This window comes from Bacillus sp. AC266 (assembly GCF_979253805.1).
In genome coordinates, this window is the sequence record NZ_CEEDEC010000016.1 from 1 (window position 1) to 14,893 (window position 14,893).

The following is a 14,893-nucleotide window of genomic DNA, read 5'->3' on the forward strand; positions in this document are numbered from 1 at the left end:
TTAAGCTCTCTAGCGCCGATGGTAGTTGGGACCTTGTCCCTGTGAGAGTAGGACGTCGCCAAGCAAGATAAAAACACGAGTCATTTGACTCGTGTTTTTTTTATTTCCCATGAAATAGGTTGGATTCCGTTAGTAAAAATGCTGAAATATAGTAAGGGATTTTTTGAGCAGAAATATTGAGAAATTGATAAATAAACGGATAATCTTCAGATCCATAACTTCCAAGTAAGTCATACCACCAATCCGTTTCATACCTAGAAATCATACTTAAATTATAGAGTAATAAATAATGAACAAGAAGCTCAGGCAACACTGGCTTAGAGTTTCTAGGGTCAGTCGTAAGTGGTAAATAATAAGTGTCAGTAAGATGCTCATAGTATAAAGGTGTACTATACATAGGATTCCATGATTGAATAGGTGCCGAAAAAAACAAATTTAATTCATTATTTTTCTCAGGTACGTGTTGTATTGATAAATGCTTACAAGCTGTTTCGATGTAACGAGAAAATCTCTCTTTGGTCATATGTAGTCGATCTAGTATGTTGACTGAAAAAGAGAGTTCATTTTTATTTGTTGAATCAATTTTATATAATGTGGTTCCTTTTTGACTATAGCGAAATAAATGTTGTAATTCAGGAATATTCCCCATTAGCTCTAACATATTAAACTTCTCCGCTTCTAAGTGTTTCATGTGAAACAGTTGTTCTGCAACGTGAGTAAACAATCCGTTTTTCTGTATTTTCACCTCATCTTCTAAAAATTGATACCCCTGTTTTTTCCGTTTACGAGTCGTAACGCCATGAGCTAAAACAGTAGTTGATTCTGGGTAGTTAGGATCAATAGTTAACAAGCAAGCTTTAAACAGTTGGCTAATTCCATAAAATAATAACATTGGCTGAATCGAAAAGGGGGCCACCTTATATAATTCATAATAATTTTTCCCGTGTTCTAAGTAGTAAATAAAGGGATAACAGTTTTCAAAACTTTTTTTTTCAGCATCTTGTATGGAGGATTTTTCATAACAACGGGCAAGATAACGTTGTACATTTTGAGATGAAAAAAAGAAACTTAATTGCTGCCAAGTACAATGTGTTTGATGCATATATTACGCTCCTTTTATTGTCTAAAAATTCTAACATATATATACGTCCTTGACAGTATTTTAACCAATTGATAAGCTACTAATAATAATTTCTGGTATCATGGGGGGAACAATTATGTGGGAATCTAAATTTGTTAAAGAAGGTTTGACTTTTGATGATGTATTACTTGTACCAGCGAGGTCAGATATATTACCAAGAGAAGTAAGTGTTAAAACAGTTTTATCTGAAAGCTTACAGCTAAACATCCCGTTAATTAGTGCAGGAATGGATACAGTAACAGAAGCTGACATGGCTATTGCAATGGCTCGCCAAGGCGGTTTAGGAATTATTCATAAGAATATGTCTATTGAGCAACAAGCAGAGCAAGTTGATAAAGTAAAGCGCTCTGAAAGCGGCGTTATTTCAGATCCTTTCTTCTTAACTCCAGAACATCAAGTATATGATGCAGAACATCTTATGGGAAAATATCGTATCTCAGGTGTACCAGTTGTAAATAATTTAGATGAGCGAAAATTAGTTGGTATTATTACAAACCGTGATATGCGTTTCATCCAAGACTACTCAATCAAAATTTCTGACGTAATGACAAAAGAACAGTTAATTACAGCTCCAGTTGGTACTACACTGGAAGAAGCTGAAAAAATCCTACAAAAGTATAAAATTGAAAAGCTCCCTCTTGTTGATAATAACGGTGTATTACAAGGGCTTATCACAATAAAAGATATTGAAAAAGTAATTGAATTCCCAAACTCTGCTAAAGATAAGCAAGGACGCTTATTAGTTGGAGCAGCTGTTGGTGTAACGGCTGATGCTATGCTTCGTATCGATGCATTAGTAAAAGCTAGCGTAGATGCAATTGTACTTGATACAGCTCATGGGCATTCTAAAGGTGTTATTGAAAAAGTAAAAGAAGTTCGTGCGAAATATCCAGCACTAAATATTATCGCTGGAAATGTTGCTACAGCTGAAGCAACGAAAGCATTAATTGAGGCTGGTGCAAACGTAGTTAAAGTTGGTATTGGACCAGGTTCTATTTGTACAACGCGTGTTGTAGCTGGTGTTGGTGTACCACAATTAACAGCAGTTTATGATTGTGCAACAGAAGCTCGTAAACACGGTATTCCAGTTATTGCTGATGGCGGTGTTAAGTACTCTGGTGATATGGTTAAAGCTTTAGCAGCAGGAGCACACGTTGTTATGCTAGGTAGTATGTTTGCTGGTGTTGCTGAAAGCCCTGGAGAAACTGAAATTTACCAAGGTCGCCAATTTAAAGTATATCGTGGTATGGGTTCTGTCGGAGCGATGGAAAAAGGAAGTAAAGATCGTTACTTCCAAGAAGGAAACAAAAAACTTGTTCCTGAAGGTATTGAAGGACGCGTACCATATAAAGGACCTTTAGCAGATACAGTTCATCAATTAGTTGGTGGATTACGTGCAGGTATGGGATATTGCGGAGCGCAGAATTTAGAATTCTTACGTGAGAATGCACAGTTCATTCGCATGTCAGGTGCAGGTTTACGTGAAAGCCATCCTCATCACGTACAGATTACAAAAGAGGCTCCAAACTACTCATTGTAATGTCTTATATACAAATAGACAGAGATTTGATATCTCTGTCTATTTTTTTTTGATTATGTTAGAATAACGGTTATGTGAGTACATAGATATTGGGGGTAGCAAAAGTGAAAGGTATGTTTTGCAAAAGATTCATTGCGTTGGTAACAGTGCTTACAATAGCTTGTAGCATGCTTGTACCATATAGCAATGCATCAGCAGAAACAGGAGCCGCTTTAAACATTGAAGCAGGTGCGGCAATTTTAGTAGAAGCGAATTCTGGGAAGATTTTATATCAAAAAAATGCAGATGAGTTATTATCAATTGCTAGTATGACAAAAATGATGAGTGAATACCTAGTGAACGAGGCTATTGCGAAAGGGAAACTAAAATGGGATCAAAAAGTTAAGGTTTCCGAATATGCGTATAACATTTCGCAAGATCGTTCATTATCGAATGTGCCTCTACGAAATGGTGAATCTTATACAGTAAAAGAGCTATACGAAGCAATGGCAATTTATTCTGCTAATGGTGCAACGATAGCGTTAGCTGAAGCAGTTGCTGGAAAAGAAGTAGACTTTGTAAAAATGATGAATGATAAATCGAAAGAGTTTGGATTAAAAAATTATAAGTTTGTAAATTCTACGGGCTTAACGAACAAAGATTTAAAAGGACACCATCCTGAAGGGACAACTCCAGATGAAGAAAATAAAATGTCTGCGAGAGATGTAGCAATTTTAGCACAACGTCTTATTCAAGATTTCCCTAAAACATTAGACATAGCAAAAATTTCAAAAAAAGTATTCCGTGAAGGTACTCCGGATCGGATTGAAATGCCTAACTGGAACTGGATGTTAAAGGGGTTAATTAAGGAATACGAAGGCGTAGATGGTCTGAAAACAGGATCAACTCCAGAAGCAGGAGATTGTTTCACTGGTACGATTGAAAGAAATGGTATGCGTTTCATTTCTGTAGTTATTAAAACAAAATCTCACACGGCAAGATTTGATGAGACAAAGAAATTATATGATTATGGCTTTGCTAACTTTGAAATGAAGAAAATGTATGAAAAAGGTTCTTCGGTCAAAGGAAAAGAAACAGTAAGAGTTGAAAATGCGAAAGATAAAGATGTAGCAGTTCAAACGAAGCAAGCTGTTTCACTTCCGGTGCCAAAGGGAAGTAAAGACGTTTATAAAACAGAATTTAAAGAAGGAAATAAGGGACAAGAAGCACCTCTGAAAAAGGGAGTTGCACTTGGACAAATGGTTGTAACGTCTAAAGATAGTAATGATCCTGGATTTTTATCAGGAAAATCATTACAAGTAGACCTTGTAACAAAATCTGAAGTAGAAGAGGCAGGCTGGTTTACACGTTCTATGCGTGGAATTGGTTCTTTCTTTAGTAGTATGTGGAATGGTGCTATTGATACAGTAAAAGGTTGGTTTTAAAAGCTCCTCATTGTAGGGGCTTTTTCTTATTCCTATTTTTCATACCGACTTTATGAAAAAGTAGTGGACAAGCATCAGATAGTTAGTGGTAGAATGTAAGAGTATTCTTAATTTTCTTCTTTAACGGGGAAAGCAATTCACCTAGGGGGGTTTTTGTACATGACAAATGTAACAGGGACAGAACGTGTAAAACGTGGAATGGCAGAAATGCAAAAAGGCGGCGTTATTATGGACGTAGTTAACGCTGAGCAAGCAAGGATTGCAGAAGAGGCAGGCGCAGTTGCTGTTATGGCATTAGAGCGTGTACCTGCAGATATTCGTGCAGCAGGTGGCGTTTCTCGTATGGCAGATCCAACAATTGTTGAAGAAGTTATGGGTGCTGTATCAATTCCGGTTATGGCAAAATGTCGTATCGGTCACCTTGTAGAAGCACGTGTATTAGAATCATTAGGGGTAGACTATATCGATGAGAGTGAAGTATTGACTCCTGCTGATGAAGTATACCATTTAAATAAACGTGATTACACAGTTCCGTTTGTATGTGGTTGCCGCGATATCGGAGAAGCTGCACGTCGTATTGCAGAAGGTGCAGCTATGCTTCGTACAAAAGGTGAACCTGGAACAGGAAACATTGTAGAGGCAGTGCGTCATATGCGCCAAGTCAATGCAGAAATCCGTCAAGTTGCAAGTCTACGTGAAGATGAGTTAATGACATATGCAAAAAATACTGGTGCTCCTTATGAAGTACTACTTGAAATTAAACGCCTTGGTCGCCTGCCAGTTGTAAACTTTGCAGCAGGTGGTGTAGCAACACCAGCAGATGCAGCGTTAATGATGCAACTTGGTGCTGATGGTGTATTTGTTGGATCTGGTATCTTCAAATCAGAGAACCCAGAGAAATTTGCACGTGCAATCGTTGAAGCAACGACTCATTATGAAGATTACGAACTAATTGCAAGCCTTTCTAAAGGATTAGGTAATGCAATGAAAGGTATCGAAATTTCAACGTTATTACCAGAACAACGCATGCAAGAGCGTGGATGGTAATTAAAGGAGATCTTTAAAATGGTGAAAATCGGTGTACTAGGTCTTCAAGGTGCAGTTCGTGAGCATGTAAAATCAGTTGAGGCAAGTGGTGCAGAAGCTGTTGTTGTAAAGCGTATAGAGCAACTTGAAGAGATTGATGGTCTTATTTTACCAGGCGGTGAAAGTACAACAATGCGCCGTCTTATTGATAAGTATGCTTTCATGGAGCCTCTTCGTACATTTGCGAAGTCTGGTAAACCAATGTTTGGTACATGTGCAGGAATGATTCTTCTTGCGAAAACACTTATTGGCTATGAAGAAGCACATATTGGTGCTATGGATATTACGGTTGAGCGCAATGCGTTCGGACGCCAAAAAGATAGTTTTGAAGCTGCACTTTCAATTAAAGGTGTGGGAGAAGACTTTGTTGGTGTATTTATCCGTGCTCCGTATGTTGTAAATGTAGCTGATGATGTTGAAGTACTTTCTATGCATGGCGAGCGAATGGTAGCGGTAAGGCAAGGGCCGTTTTTAGCTGCTTCTTTCCATCCGGAATTAACGGATGATCATCGTGTAACAGCATACTTTGTAGAAATGGTAAAAGAAGCGAAAATGAAAAAAGTTGTATAAGTAACTTGCAACTTGTATAAGATTATAGTAAATTGATGATAACAATTTTATAAAATAAGCGTGTTGATAGGAAGTAGTAACAAATGTTGTTTCTTATAGAGAGTCGATGGTTGGTGGAAATCGATAGAAACAGTTTGTGAATCCATCCTGGAATGGAATGTGGAATATCTTTTGATTAGTAAACATTCCCGGTGAAGAGCCGTTATTTCTACTTGAGAGGAAAGCGGTAATGCTTTCAACTAGGGTGGCAACGCGGGTTAACTCCCGTCCCTTTGTATAGGGACGGGAGTTTTTTGTGTTTTATAAAATAAAAGGAGGAGTATATAATGCTTGATATTAAATTTTTACGTACGAATTTTGAAGAAGTAAAAGCAAAATTACAGCATAGAGGCGAAGATTTAACGGATTTTGGTCGCTTTGAAGAACTTGATACGAGAAGAAGAGAGCTACTTGTTCAAACAGAAGAACTAAAAAGTAAACGTAACGAAGTATCTCAACAAATTTCAGTATTAAAGCGTGAAAAGAAAGATGCGGAAGCTCTAATTCTAGAAATGCGTGAAGTTGGGGAAAAAGTAAAAGATCTTGATAATGAGCTTCGTACAGTTGAAGAAGATTTAGAAAGATTAATGCTATCTATCCCAAATATCCCTCATGAATCTGCCCCAATAGGCGAAACAGAGGATGATAACGTAGTAGCACGTACTTGGGGAGAAGTGAAAGAATTTACTTATGAGCCAAAACCACATTGGGACCTTGCTACTGATTTAGGGATTTTAGATTTTGAACGTGCTGGGAAAGTAACAGGAAGCCGATTTGTATTTTACAAAGGTGCTGGTGCAAGATTAGAACGTGCTTTGATTAGCTTTATGCTTGACCTTCATACTGATGAGCATGGATATGAGGAAGTATTGCCTCCTTATATGGTAAACCGTGCAAGTATGACAGGAACAGGACAACTTCCAAAGTTTGAAGAAGATGCATTCCGTATTGAAAGTGAAGATTATTTCCTAATCCCAACAGCTGAAGTACCTGTAACGAATATGCATCGTGATGAGATTGTGAGTAAAGAGCAATTGCCGATACGATATGCTGCGTTTAGCTCATGCTTCCGTTCTGAAGCAGGTTCAGCTGGTCGTGATACACGTGGTTTAATTCGCCAACACCAATTTAATAAAGTTGAACTTGTGAAGTTCGTGAAACCAGAAGATTCTTACGAAGAGTTAGAAAAATTAACAAATGATGCAGAGCGCGTGTTACAATTATTAGAGTTGCCATATCGCGTTATGAGCATGTGTACAGGAGATTTAGGATTTACAGCAGCGAAGAAATACGATATTGAAGTATGGATTCCAAGCTATGGTACATATCGTGAAATTTCTTCTTGTAGTAATTTTGAGGCATTCCAAGCGAGACGCGCGAATATCCGTTTCCGTCGTGAGCCAAATGGTAAACCGGAACATGTTCATACACTAAATGGATCTGGTCTTGCAATTGGACGTACAGTGGCAGCTATTTTAGAGAACTACCAACAAGAAGATGGTACAATTATAATTCCAGAAGTTCTTCGCCCTTATATGGGAGGAAAAACAGTTATTAAATAAGTTAAAACATTCATCGGTATGAGTGATTGGTAATTATGGACGTTGTCAGCAGTGTCATAAAGGAGAGGGGAAGTAAAATTTCCCTTTCCTCATAATTTATTATAGTGGGGTTGACTAACTGTTTTTCTTTTGATATTATATTTGATGTCAATATGGAGGTATACCCAAGTCTGGCTGAAGGGATCGGTCTTGAAAACCGACAGGCGGCGAGAGTCGCGCGGGGGTTCGAATCCCTCTACCTCCTCCAGATATAATTGACAACAGCGCATATAAGTGGAGATTGGAGAACTCGTTACCAACACGTAACGAGTTTTTATTTTAAAACCAATCATAAAGTATGATGTAAGGATATAGTGTCCTTATTACACACTCATATTCCGATGATTATCTTCATAGATATGAAAGGAGTTAACATGGATCTTATTATACAAACGTTTCCTTTAGATGGAAAAACTTTATATTATGTACAATGTCCTGTCTGTAAGAACAATAGAATTTTAAACAGTGGTGCAAATGTGTCGCGCATTATAAGTGATGATACATTCCGTAAACTTTGTGGTTGCACTTGTGATGTAAAACAGGTTGCAAAAAAAGTAGAGGTACCAAAAGAAGCTGAAAAACCAGCTGTGCAAAAAGAAGTAACTCCAAAACGTACAGGGAAATTACTAACAGCAGTAATTAATGGGAAAGAATTGACTGTTAAAGAGATTGCTGAAACATATGATATTAGTACGAGTACTGTTCGTCAGCGTATTAATGCTGGAAAGCCAGAGAGTGAAATTATTGCTCCGACAAAAAAGAAAAAGTAATTTCATAGGAAAACCCGTGCATATGCACGGGTTTTTTATTTTACAAGTTTACGTGTTTGTTTTAAAAAATGTCCAATTTTTTTAATGATTGGTTCGATTGAATCGCCATCTTTTAAAATATCGTATTCATTAATGTTTAATCGTAAAACAGGGCATGAATTAAAGTTATTAATCCAGTTATCGTAACGTCCATGCATCTCTTTCCAATATTCAATTGGTGTTTGCTGCTCCATGGGACGTCCTCGTTCTTGAATACGATCGACAATATCATCAAAAGAACCTTCTAGGTAAATTAATAAGTCTGGATGAGGGAAGTAAGGAGTCATGACCATAGCATCAAATAACCCTTTGTATGTCTCATAATCAGTTTCAGTCATTGTACCCTTTTCGTAATGCATTTTTGCGAAAATACCAGTGTCCTCATATATAGAACGGTCTTGAACAAAACCGCCACCATATTCGAAAATTCTTTTTTGTTCTTTAAATCGTTCTGCTAAAAAGTACACTTGTAAGTGAAAGCTCCAGCGTGTGAAATCAGCATAGAACTTGTCCAAATATGGATTGGAATCTACTTTTTCAAAAGATGTACGATAACCTAAAGCGTTAGCCAATGCAGTTGTCATAGTTGATTTACCGACACCTACTGTTCCAGCAATAGTGATAACTGCATCATTTGGTATATCATATTTTTGCCTTAAATTCATTGTTATTTCGACTCCTTCAAGAGAGTATTTTGAAGAGCTGATAAGATGACATTTAAATCATCAGGATTTCTTACAAAATCCATATCGTCTCCATTAAATTTCAATACTGGAATATCTGGATGGCCCTTTTTGAAAGCATCCATTGCTGTTTCGTAATCTTTTGTAAGCTGTAGCAAGTAATTTGGATCCATATTTTTTTCGAATTCTCTTCCGCGCATGGCAATTCGTTTTTGTAATGTTTCTAGGCTCGCTGTTAAATAAACGATGACATTTGGCACAGGCATATCTTGCGTAAGAATGCGATAAATTTGCATGTACTTGTCATATTGAGAATCTTTTAATGTACGGGATGCAAAAATTAAATTTTTAAATATATGATAATCTGCTACTACAGGCTTTCTTTGATTCAAATACTTTATGTTAATATCCTCTAGTTGTTTGTATCTATTACAAAGAAAGAACATCTCTGTTTGAAAACTCCATTCGTCGATGTCTTCGTAGAATTTTCCTAAAAAAGGATTTTCATCAACAATCTCTTTTAGTAAGTGGAGTTGCATGTGAGTTGAAAGTTCCTTCGCAAGTGAAGTTTTTCCAACACCAATTGGTCCTTCAACCGTGATAAATGGTACTCCGGTCACGCTGTTTCCTCCTTTCAATCAGTGATTTACCGTGACTACTAAAAACACAAAACAGAATTATTGTAGCACAAGAGGGGAGCGAGCGGACTAATTTGATATAAAAAGTTAGAAAATAGATATGTATTAATTAAATTTTATTTGGGATGACGGTACAATATTTGCCTTTAATGTGGCTTCCATTATTTTTAAAGCATGTTCATTATCTTGCTCGTTATTAGAAGCGATGCAATCCCGTGGTACATAAAGTGTATAATTTCTCATATGGGCATCATTAGCTGTAAAAAGGATGCATATGTTCCCGGCAATTCCTGTTAAAATGAGATTTTCGATTTTTAAATAACCTAATAAAGAATTCAAAGGTGTTTCATAAAAAGCAGAGTAATGTGGTTTAATAAAAATGTAATCGTCAGTATGCGGAGCAATGGCCTCGATAATATTTTTACTATACTCATTTGTACAATGGGTGATAAGTTGATCAATATCAGATCTCCAAAGTTGATAGTGATCATTGATATAAATTATTGGATAGCCTAACGACTTCATGGTGTCCTTTAATTGTAAAATGGGGTTCTTTATAATTTCACATTTCTGTGCCAGGATGGGTCCGTGGGAGAATTGAAAATCATTAATCATATCGATAATGAGTAAGGCAGTATTTTTCATATGTAATTCCCTCTCTTTCTTCTTTAGGTTGGATTGAATTTGTAAAAGTTATCCCACCTGCAAGAAATGAAAAAGTGTATTTTATTTTTGGTGAAAGGACTATATTATGGAGCGAGATATATATTTTATGCAGTTAGCAATAGAGGAAGCGAAGAAGGCGGAGGCGATACAAGAGGTACCAATTGGTGCTGTAATTGTGCTAGATGGTGAAGTGATTAGTGTCGCACATAACTTAAGAGAAACTGAACAGAGATCAATAGCTCACGCCGAACTCTTAGCTATTGATGAAGCTTGCAAAAAATTAGGGACATGGCGTTTAGAAGATGCAACGTTATATGTAACATTAGAACCTTGCCCAATGTGTGCAGGGGGAATTGTTTTATCGCGTATAAAACGGGTTGTATATGGTGCGAGCGATCCGAAAGGTGGATGTGCAGGTACGTTGATGAATCTTTTAACTGATGAGCGTTTTAATCATCAGTGTGAAGTAGTGCCTGGTGTACTTGAAGAAGAATGTGGTACGTTGTTAACGATTTTTTTTAGGGAGCTTCGTAAGAAAAGAAAAGAAGTGAAAAAACTAGAGAAAAGTAATGGTAACTAACGTATTTGCATTTTGTAAAAAAACAAGTTATACTGATAATGCCTTATCCAAGGCAACCGAATATTGGTTTTAACTTTGCCGTGCTAAGCGGGGAGGTAGCGGTGCCCTATACTCGCAATCCGCTCTAGCGAGGCTGAATCCCTTCTCGAGGTTATGTTGCTGTAAGGTCTGCCTTAAGTAAGTGGTGTTGACGTTTGGGTCCTGCGCAACGGGACCCCGTGAACCTTGTCAGGTCCGGAAGGAAGCAGCAATAAGCGGGTTTTCTCGTGTGCCGCAGGAGTGCCTGAACTGAGCTAACTGCTTGAGTAACGCTTATGGTACGTAATCGACAGAAGGTGCACGGCAGTTATATATGTATACAAAACTCACCTTTATATAAAGGTGAGTTTTTTGTATGGAAAATAACTTTTGGAATCTATAAACAGAATGGGTTATAATAAATAAGATAATAACCTTTGAGGGAGGCCGTATTTTCGTGTCATACCAAGCGTTATACCGAACATGGAGACCGCAAAAATTCGAAGATGTAGTCGGTCAAAAGCACGTGACAAAAACGTTGCAAAATGCCCTTCTTCAAGAGAAAGCTTCACATGCTTATTTGTTTTCGGGTCCGAGGGGAACAGGGAAAACGACAATTGCAAAAGTATTTGCAAAGGCAATTAACTGTGAACACGCCCCGGTAGCTGAACCTTGTAATGAATGTCCTTCTTGTTTAGGAATTACACAAGGGTCTATTTCAGATGTATTAGAAATTGATGCGGCTTCAAATAACGGTGTAGATGAAATTCGAGATATAAGAGATAAAGTAAAATATGCTCCAAGTGCTGTAGGATATAAAGTATACATTATTGATGAAGTTCACATGCTTTCTATGGGTGCCTTTAATGCGCTTTTGAAAACTTTAGAAGAGCCGCCAGGACATGTTATTTTTATTCTGGCGACAACAGAACCGCATAAAATTCCAGCTACAATTATTTCGCGTTGTCAGCGTTTTGAGTTTCGAAAGATATCAGTAAATGATATCGTTGAGAGATTATCGACGGTCGTGACAAATGAAGGTACGCAAGTAGAAGATGAAGCGTTACAAATCGTAGCGCGTGCCGCCGAAGGTGGTATGCGTGATGCGCTCAGTCTTATTGATCAAGCTATTTCTTATAGTGATGAGACGGTGACGAGTGAAGATGTTTTAGCTGTAACAGGATCTGTATCTCAGCGATATTTGGGTGACCTGGTAGAATGTATACGTGAAAATGATGTATCAAGAGCGTTACGTATTATAGATGAGATGATGAGTAAAGGGAAAGATCCAGTTCGCTTTATGGAGGATTTCATTTACTACTATCGTGATATGCTTTTATATCAAACTTCACCACAATTAGAACATATGTTGGAACGGGTAATTGTAGATGATCAATTCCGTACGTTAAGTGAAGAAATGCAACCGGAAGTAATCTATGAAATTATTCATACCCTTAGTAAGGGACAACAGGAGATGAAGTGGACAAACCATCCAAGAATATTCTTGGAAGTTGTTATGGTGCAACTGTGTCAGCAGTTTATGATGCAAGCAAACGGCGCAGATCGTTTACAAGCGATTATGAACAGGATGCAGCAGTTGGAGAAAGAGTTAGAGCAAGTTAAAAAGAATGGCGTGCCAGCTGGTGTGCAGCAGGAAGTAAGAGAGACGCGGGCAACACCAAAACCGGTACGAACAGGGAGTATGAAAATTCCTGTTGGACGTGTGAATGAAGTGTTAAAGCAAGCGAAGCGTCAAGATTTAGAACAGTTAAAAGCTGTATGGGGCGAATTATTAGGAAGGCTCAAGTCACATAACAAAGTAGCATTTGCTGTTTTATTAGAAAATAGTGAACCAGTTGCGGCTTCGGATGATACCTATGTGTTAGCATTTCAATATGAGATTCATTGCAAAATGGCTAGTGAAAATCGAGAAGCGATGGATACATTGGAACAAACTCTTTTTGAATTGTTAAGTAAAAGGTTAAATATGATTGCTATCCCAAAAAGTGAATGGGGTAAAATTCGTGAAGACTTTTTACAACGCGAAGGCGGGGATTCTGAAGAAAGCCCAGAACAAAAAGAAGATCCTCTTATAGAAGAGGCTGTAAAATTAGTAGGGCAAGAACTTATTGAAATAAAAGAGTAATAATAATGAGGAGGAATTAATTATGATGCGTGGCGGAATGGGAAATATGAATAATATGATGAAACAAATGCAAAAGATGCAAAAGGACATGGCGAAGGCGCAAGAAGAGCTTGGCGAAAAAACAGTTGAAGGTACAGCTGGCGGCGGAATGGTTACTGTTATTGCAAATGGTCATAAGCAAGTTCTTGAAGTGAAAATTAAAGAAGAAGTTGTAGATCCAGAAGATATCGAAATGTTACAAGACTTAGTATTAGCTGCAACGAATGATGCACTTAAAAAGGTTGATGAACTTTCAAACTCTACAATGGGCAAATTTACAAAAGGCATGAACTTACCAGGTGGAATGTTCTAGGAGGATATTGATATATGCATTATCCAGAACCGATATCAAAATTAATCGATAGTTTTATGAAGTTGCCAGGAATTGGACCGAAAACAGCGGTTCGATTGGCATTCTTCGTGTTAGATATGAAAGAGGATGATGTACTAGGTTTTGCGAAAGCACTTGTGAATGCAAAGCGAGATTTAGCGTATTGTTCTGTGTGCGGACATATCACTGACCGCGATCCTTGTTATATTTGTGACGATTCGCATAGGGATCAATCGGTTGTTTGTGTAGTACAAGAGCCGAAAGATGTAATTGCGATGGAAAAAATGAAAGAATATCAAGGTGTATATCATGTTTTGCGTGGTGCCATTTCTCCAATGGAAGGAATTGGACCAGAGGATATTAATATCCCGCAGTTATTAAAGAGACTGCAAGATGAAACAGTACAAGAAGTGATATTAGCAACAAACCCTAATATTGAAGGGGAAGCCACAGCGATGTACATATCCCGCCTCTTAAAGCCAACAGGAATTAAAGTAACTCGTATTGCACATGGTCTGCCAGTTGGTGGAGATTTAGAATATGCAGATGAAGTAACACTATCGAAAGCTTTAGAAGGCCGTAGAGAGATATAAGAGGAGAAGGGAAAATGTTCTTTCAAAAAAAGGGTAAGTTGCGTAAAGAGTATGACGATAAGTTAATTGTATTATTAGAAAAGGTAAAGAATGAATGGCTACGTCAGAAGAGACTGGTTGAACAAAGTGTTGAGCCGTCTCAAGATGTACTTTGTTCTTTAAAAATAGCAGAGGCGAAATATTTTTTCTTGTTAAAAGAAGCAAAACGTCGTCCTGTGAAAATGGAACAATGGTAAAAGGTCCTGCTTTTTAAAGCGGGACCTTTTACTTTTTATCGATTTATTTGTGAGTAATAGGGCTACTTTATTTTTGGGATATAAAGAGGAGAAAGAAAAAATGGGAATGGAATTAGTTGTATCTAATTGCTAGTGCTTAGAAGAAAGATTACTGATTAAAGGTTATAAAGATGAAGTGGTAGGAGTTATGTTATAGATGTTCTTTTTTCTTGTCTTGTCCCATACAAATGGATATGTATAGGTCATTCATAAGGAGGAAAAAATGAATTCTACAATTATTATTGTTGGCATTCTTTCTTTAGTTTTTATTTTTCTTGTTTTTGGTGTTTCTGCTAAACCAATACGTTTTATAGGGAAAGCACTCTTTCATGTCACTTTAGGTATAGCGTTACTATTTATTGTGAATGTTGCAGGGACATATTTCGATTTTCATATTCCAATTAACATGGGCACAGCTACAGTATCAAGTTTATTAGGGGTGCCAGGTGTTGCTGCATTAGTGATTATTAAGCTATATATAATGCCAAGATAAATTTATTTTGGCATTTTTTAAAAAAGCGTTGACTTATCGATTAGTAATATGATAAATTAATAAGCGTCGTCAGGAACGAAAGAAAAAAGTTGTTGACAGATTCAAGTCAAAATGTTAAATTATAAAAGTCGCTGAAACGCGGCATTGAACTTTGAAAACTAAACGAAACAAACAACGTGAAACGTCAATTTTTATTTTTAGATGCTAGACAAACTAACTTT

16 protein-coding genes, 1 tRNA gene, 1 other RNA gene and 1 other annotated feature are annotated in these 14,893 nt (G+C 37.2%); of the genes, 14 read left to right on the forward strand and 4 right to left on the reverse strand.

The features are described from left to right. Positions 1-100: 100 nt before the first annotated feature. On the reverse strand, positions 101-1,102 hold the full coding sequence (locus AC0IXC_RS28730) for a YaaC family protein (protein WP_215590552.1): 1,002 nt from the start codon (positions 1,100-1,102) through the stop codon (positions 101-103). Between the two features lie 115 nt (positions 1,103-1,217). Between AC0IXC_RS28730 and guaB the strand changes: the two genes are divergently transcribed. The 7 genes from guaB (at position 1,218) to AC0IXC_RS28765 (ending at position 8,171) form a co-directional block, all read left to right on the forward strand. After that, positions 1,218-2,681, forward strand: coding sequence for an IMP dehydrogenase (gene guaB, locus AC0IXC_RS28735; RefSeq protein ID WP_002107266.1), 1,464 nt, complete (start codon positions 1,218-1,220; stop codon positions 2,679-2,681). A 113-nt stretch (positions 2,682-2,794) separates the two neighbouring features. Continuing rightward, positions 2,795-4,105, forward strand: coding sequence for a D-alanyl-D-alanine carboxypeptidase family protein (locus AC0IXC_RS28740; RefSeq protein WP_215591270.1), 1,311 nt, complete (start codon positions 2,795-2,797; stop codon positions 4,103-4,105). Between the two features lie 159 nt (positions 4,106-4,264). Then, positions 4,265-5,152, forward strand: a complete 888-nt coding sequence (pdxS, locus tag AC0IXC_RS28745) for a pyridoxal 5'-phosphate synthase lyase subunit PdxS (protein ID WP_002009615.1) — start codon at positions 4,265-4,267, stop codon at positions 5,150-5,152. An 18-nt stretch (positions 5,153-5,170) separates the two neighbouring features. Continuing rightward, complete coding sequence (gene pdxT, locus AC0IXC_RS28750) at positions 5,171-5,761, forward strand: pyridoxal 5'-phosphate synthase glutaminase subunit PdxT (protein WP_002009616.1); 591 nt, start codon at positions 5,171-5,173, stop codon at positions 5,759-5,761. A 54-nt stretch (positions 5,762-5,815) separates the two neighbouring features. After that, positions 5,816-6,036: a binding site (T-box leader), on the forward strand. 51 nt (positions 6,037-6,087) lie between these two features. Next, positions 6,088-7,362 (forward strand): serine--tRNA ligase, encoded by a 1,275-nt coding sequence (serS, locus tag AC0IXC_RS28755; protein ID WP_002009617.1) that lies wholly within the window; start codon positions 6,088-6,090, stop codon positions 7,360-7,362. Between the two features lie 154 nt (positions 7,363-7,516). Then, positions 7,517-7,609, forward strand: a tRNA-Ser gene (locus AC0IXC_RS28760). A 166-nt stretch (positions 7,610-7,775) separates the two neighbouring features. Beyond that, positions 7,776-8,171: a sigma factor-like helix-turn-helix DNA-binding protein gene (locus AC0IXC_RS28765; protein WP_002029297.1), complete on the forward strand. Its 396-nt coding sequence runs from the start codon at positions 7,776-7,778 to the stop codon at positions 8,169-8,171. Positions 8,172-8,206: 35 nt separating this feature from the next. On the opposite strand, the gene AC0IXC_RS28770 is transcribed toward AC0IXC_RS28765, so the two are convergent. The 3 genes from AC0IXC_RS28770 to AC0IXC_RS28780 all read right to left on the reverse strand — a co-directional run bounded on the left by AC0IXC_RS28770 (position 8,207) and on the right by AC0IXC_RS28780 (position 10,176). Beyond that, a complete protein-coding gene (locus AC0IXC_RS28770) occupies positions 8,207-8,875 on the reverse strand; it encodes a deoxynucleoside kinase (protein WP_002009620.1) in 669 nt (222 codons plus the stop codon). A 2-nt stretch (positions 8,876-8,877) separates the two neighbouring features. Further along, on the reverse strand, positions 8,878-9,513 hold the full coding sequence (locus AC0IXC_RS28775; protein WP_070138643.1) for a deoxynucleoside kinase: 636 nt from the start codon (positions 9,511-9,513) through the stop codon (positions 8,878-8,880). Between the two features lie 123 nt (positions 9,514-9,636). After that, complete coding sequence (locus tag AC0IXC_RS28780) at positions 9,637-10,176, reverse strand: cysteine hydrolase family protein (RefSeq protein WP_002009622.1); 540 nt, start codon at positions 10,174-10,176, stop codon at positions 9,637-9,639. A 106-nt stretch (positions 10,177-10,282) separates the two neighbouring features. On the opposite strand from AC0IXC_RS28780, the gene tadA reads away from it, so the two are divergent. The 7 genes from tadA (at position 10,283) to AC0IXC_RS28815 (ending at position 14,672) form a co-directional block, all read left to right on the forward strand. Further along, positions 10,283-10,777 (forward strand): tRNA adenosine(34) deaminase TadA, encoded by a 495-nt coding sequence (gene tadA, locus AC0IXC_RS28785; RefSeq protein WP_002029304.1) that lies wholly within the window; start codon positions 10,283-10,285, stop codon positions 10,775-10,777. A 78-nt stretch (positions 10,778-10,855) separates the two neighbouring features. After that, positions 10,856-11,120: signal recognition particle sRNA large type (ffs, locus tag AC0IXC_RS28790), an RNA gene on the forward strand. A 132-nt stretch (positions 11,121-11,252) separates the two neighbouring features. Next, positions 11,253-12,941 (forward strand): DNA polymerase III subunit gamma/tau, encoded by a 1,689-nt coding sequence (gene dnaX, locus AC0IXC_RS28795; protein WP_002029302.1) that lies wholly within the window; start codon positions 11,253-11,255, stop codon positions 12,939-12,941. A gap of 25 nt (positions 12,942-12,966) precedes the next feature. Continuing rightward, positions 12,967-13,293 carry a YbaB/EbfC family nucleoid-associated protein gene (locus AC0IXC_RS28800; RefSeq protein WP_170935248.1) on the forward strand — a complete coding sequence of 109 codons (327 nt, stop codon included), beginning with the start codon at positions 12,967-12,969 and terminating at the stop codon, positions 13,291-13,293. Positions 13,294-13,307: 14 nt separating this feature from the next. Next, the gene (recR, locus tag AC0IXC_RS28805; RefSeq protein WP_002009629.1) at positions 13,308-13,904 is read left to right on the forward strand and encodes a recombination protein RecR; all 597 of its coding nucleotides are present in this window, start codon (positions 13,308-13,310) and stop codon (positions 13,902-13,904) included. 14 nt (positions 13,905-13,918) lie between these two features. Beyond that, complete coding sequence (locus AC0IXC_RS28810; RefSeq protein ID WP_002009631.1) at positions 13,919-14,140, forward strand: YaaL family protein; 222 nt, start codon at positions 13,919-13,921, stop codon at positions 14,138-14,140. A gap of 262 nt (positions 14,141-14,402) precedes the next feature. Beyond that, positions 14,403-14,672: a pro-sigmaK processing inhibitor BofA family protein gene (locus tag AC0IXC_RS28815; RefSeq protein ID WP_002009632.1), complete on the forward strand. Its 270-nt coding sequence runs from the start codon at positions 14,403-14,405 to the stop codon at positions 14,670-14,672. The last annotated feature ends 221 nt before the right edge of the window (positions 14,673-14,893 follow it).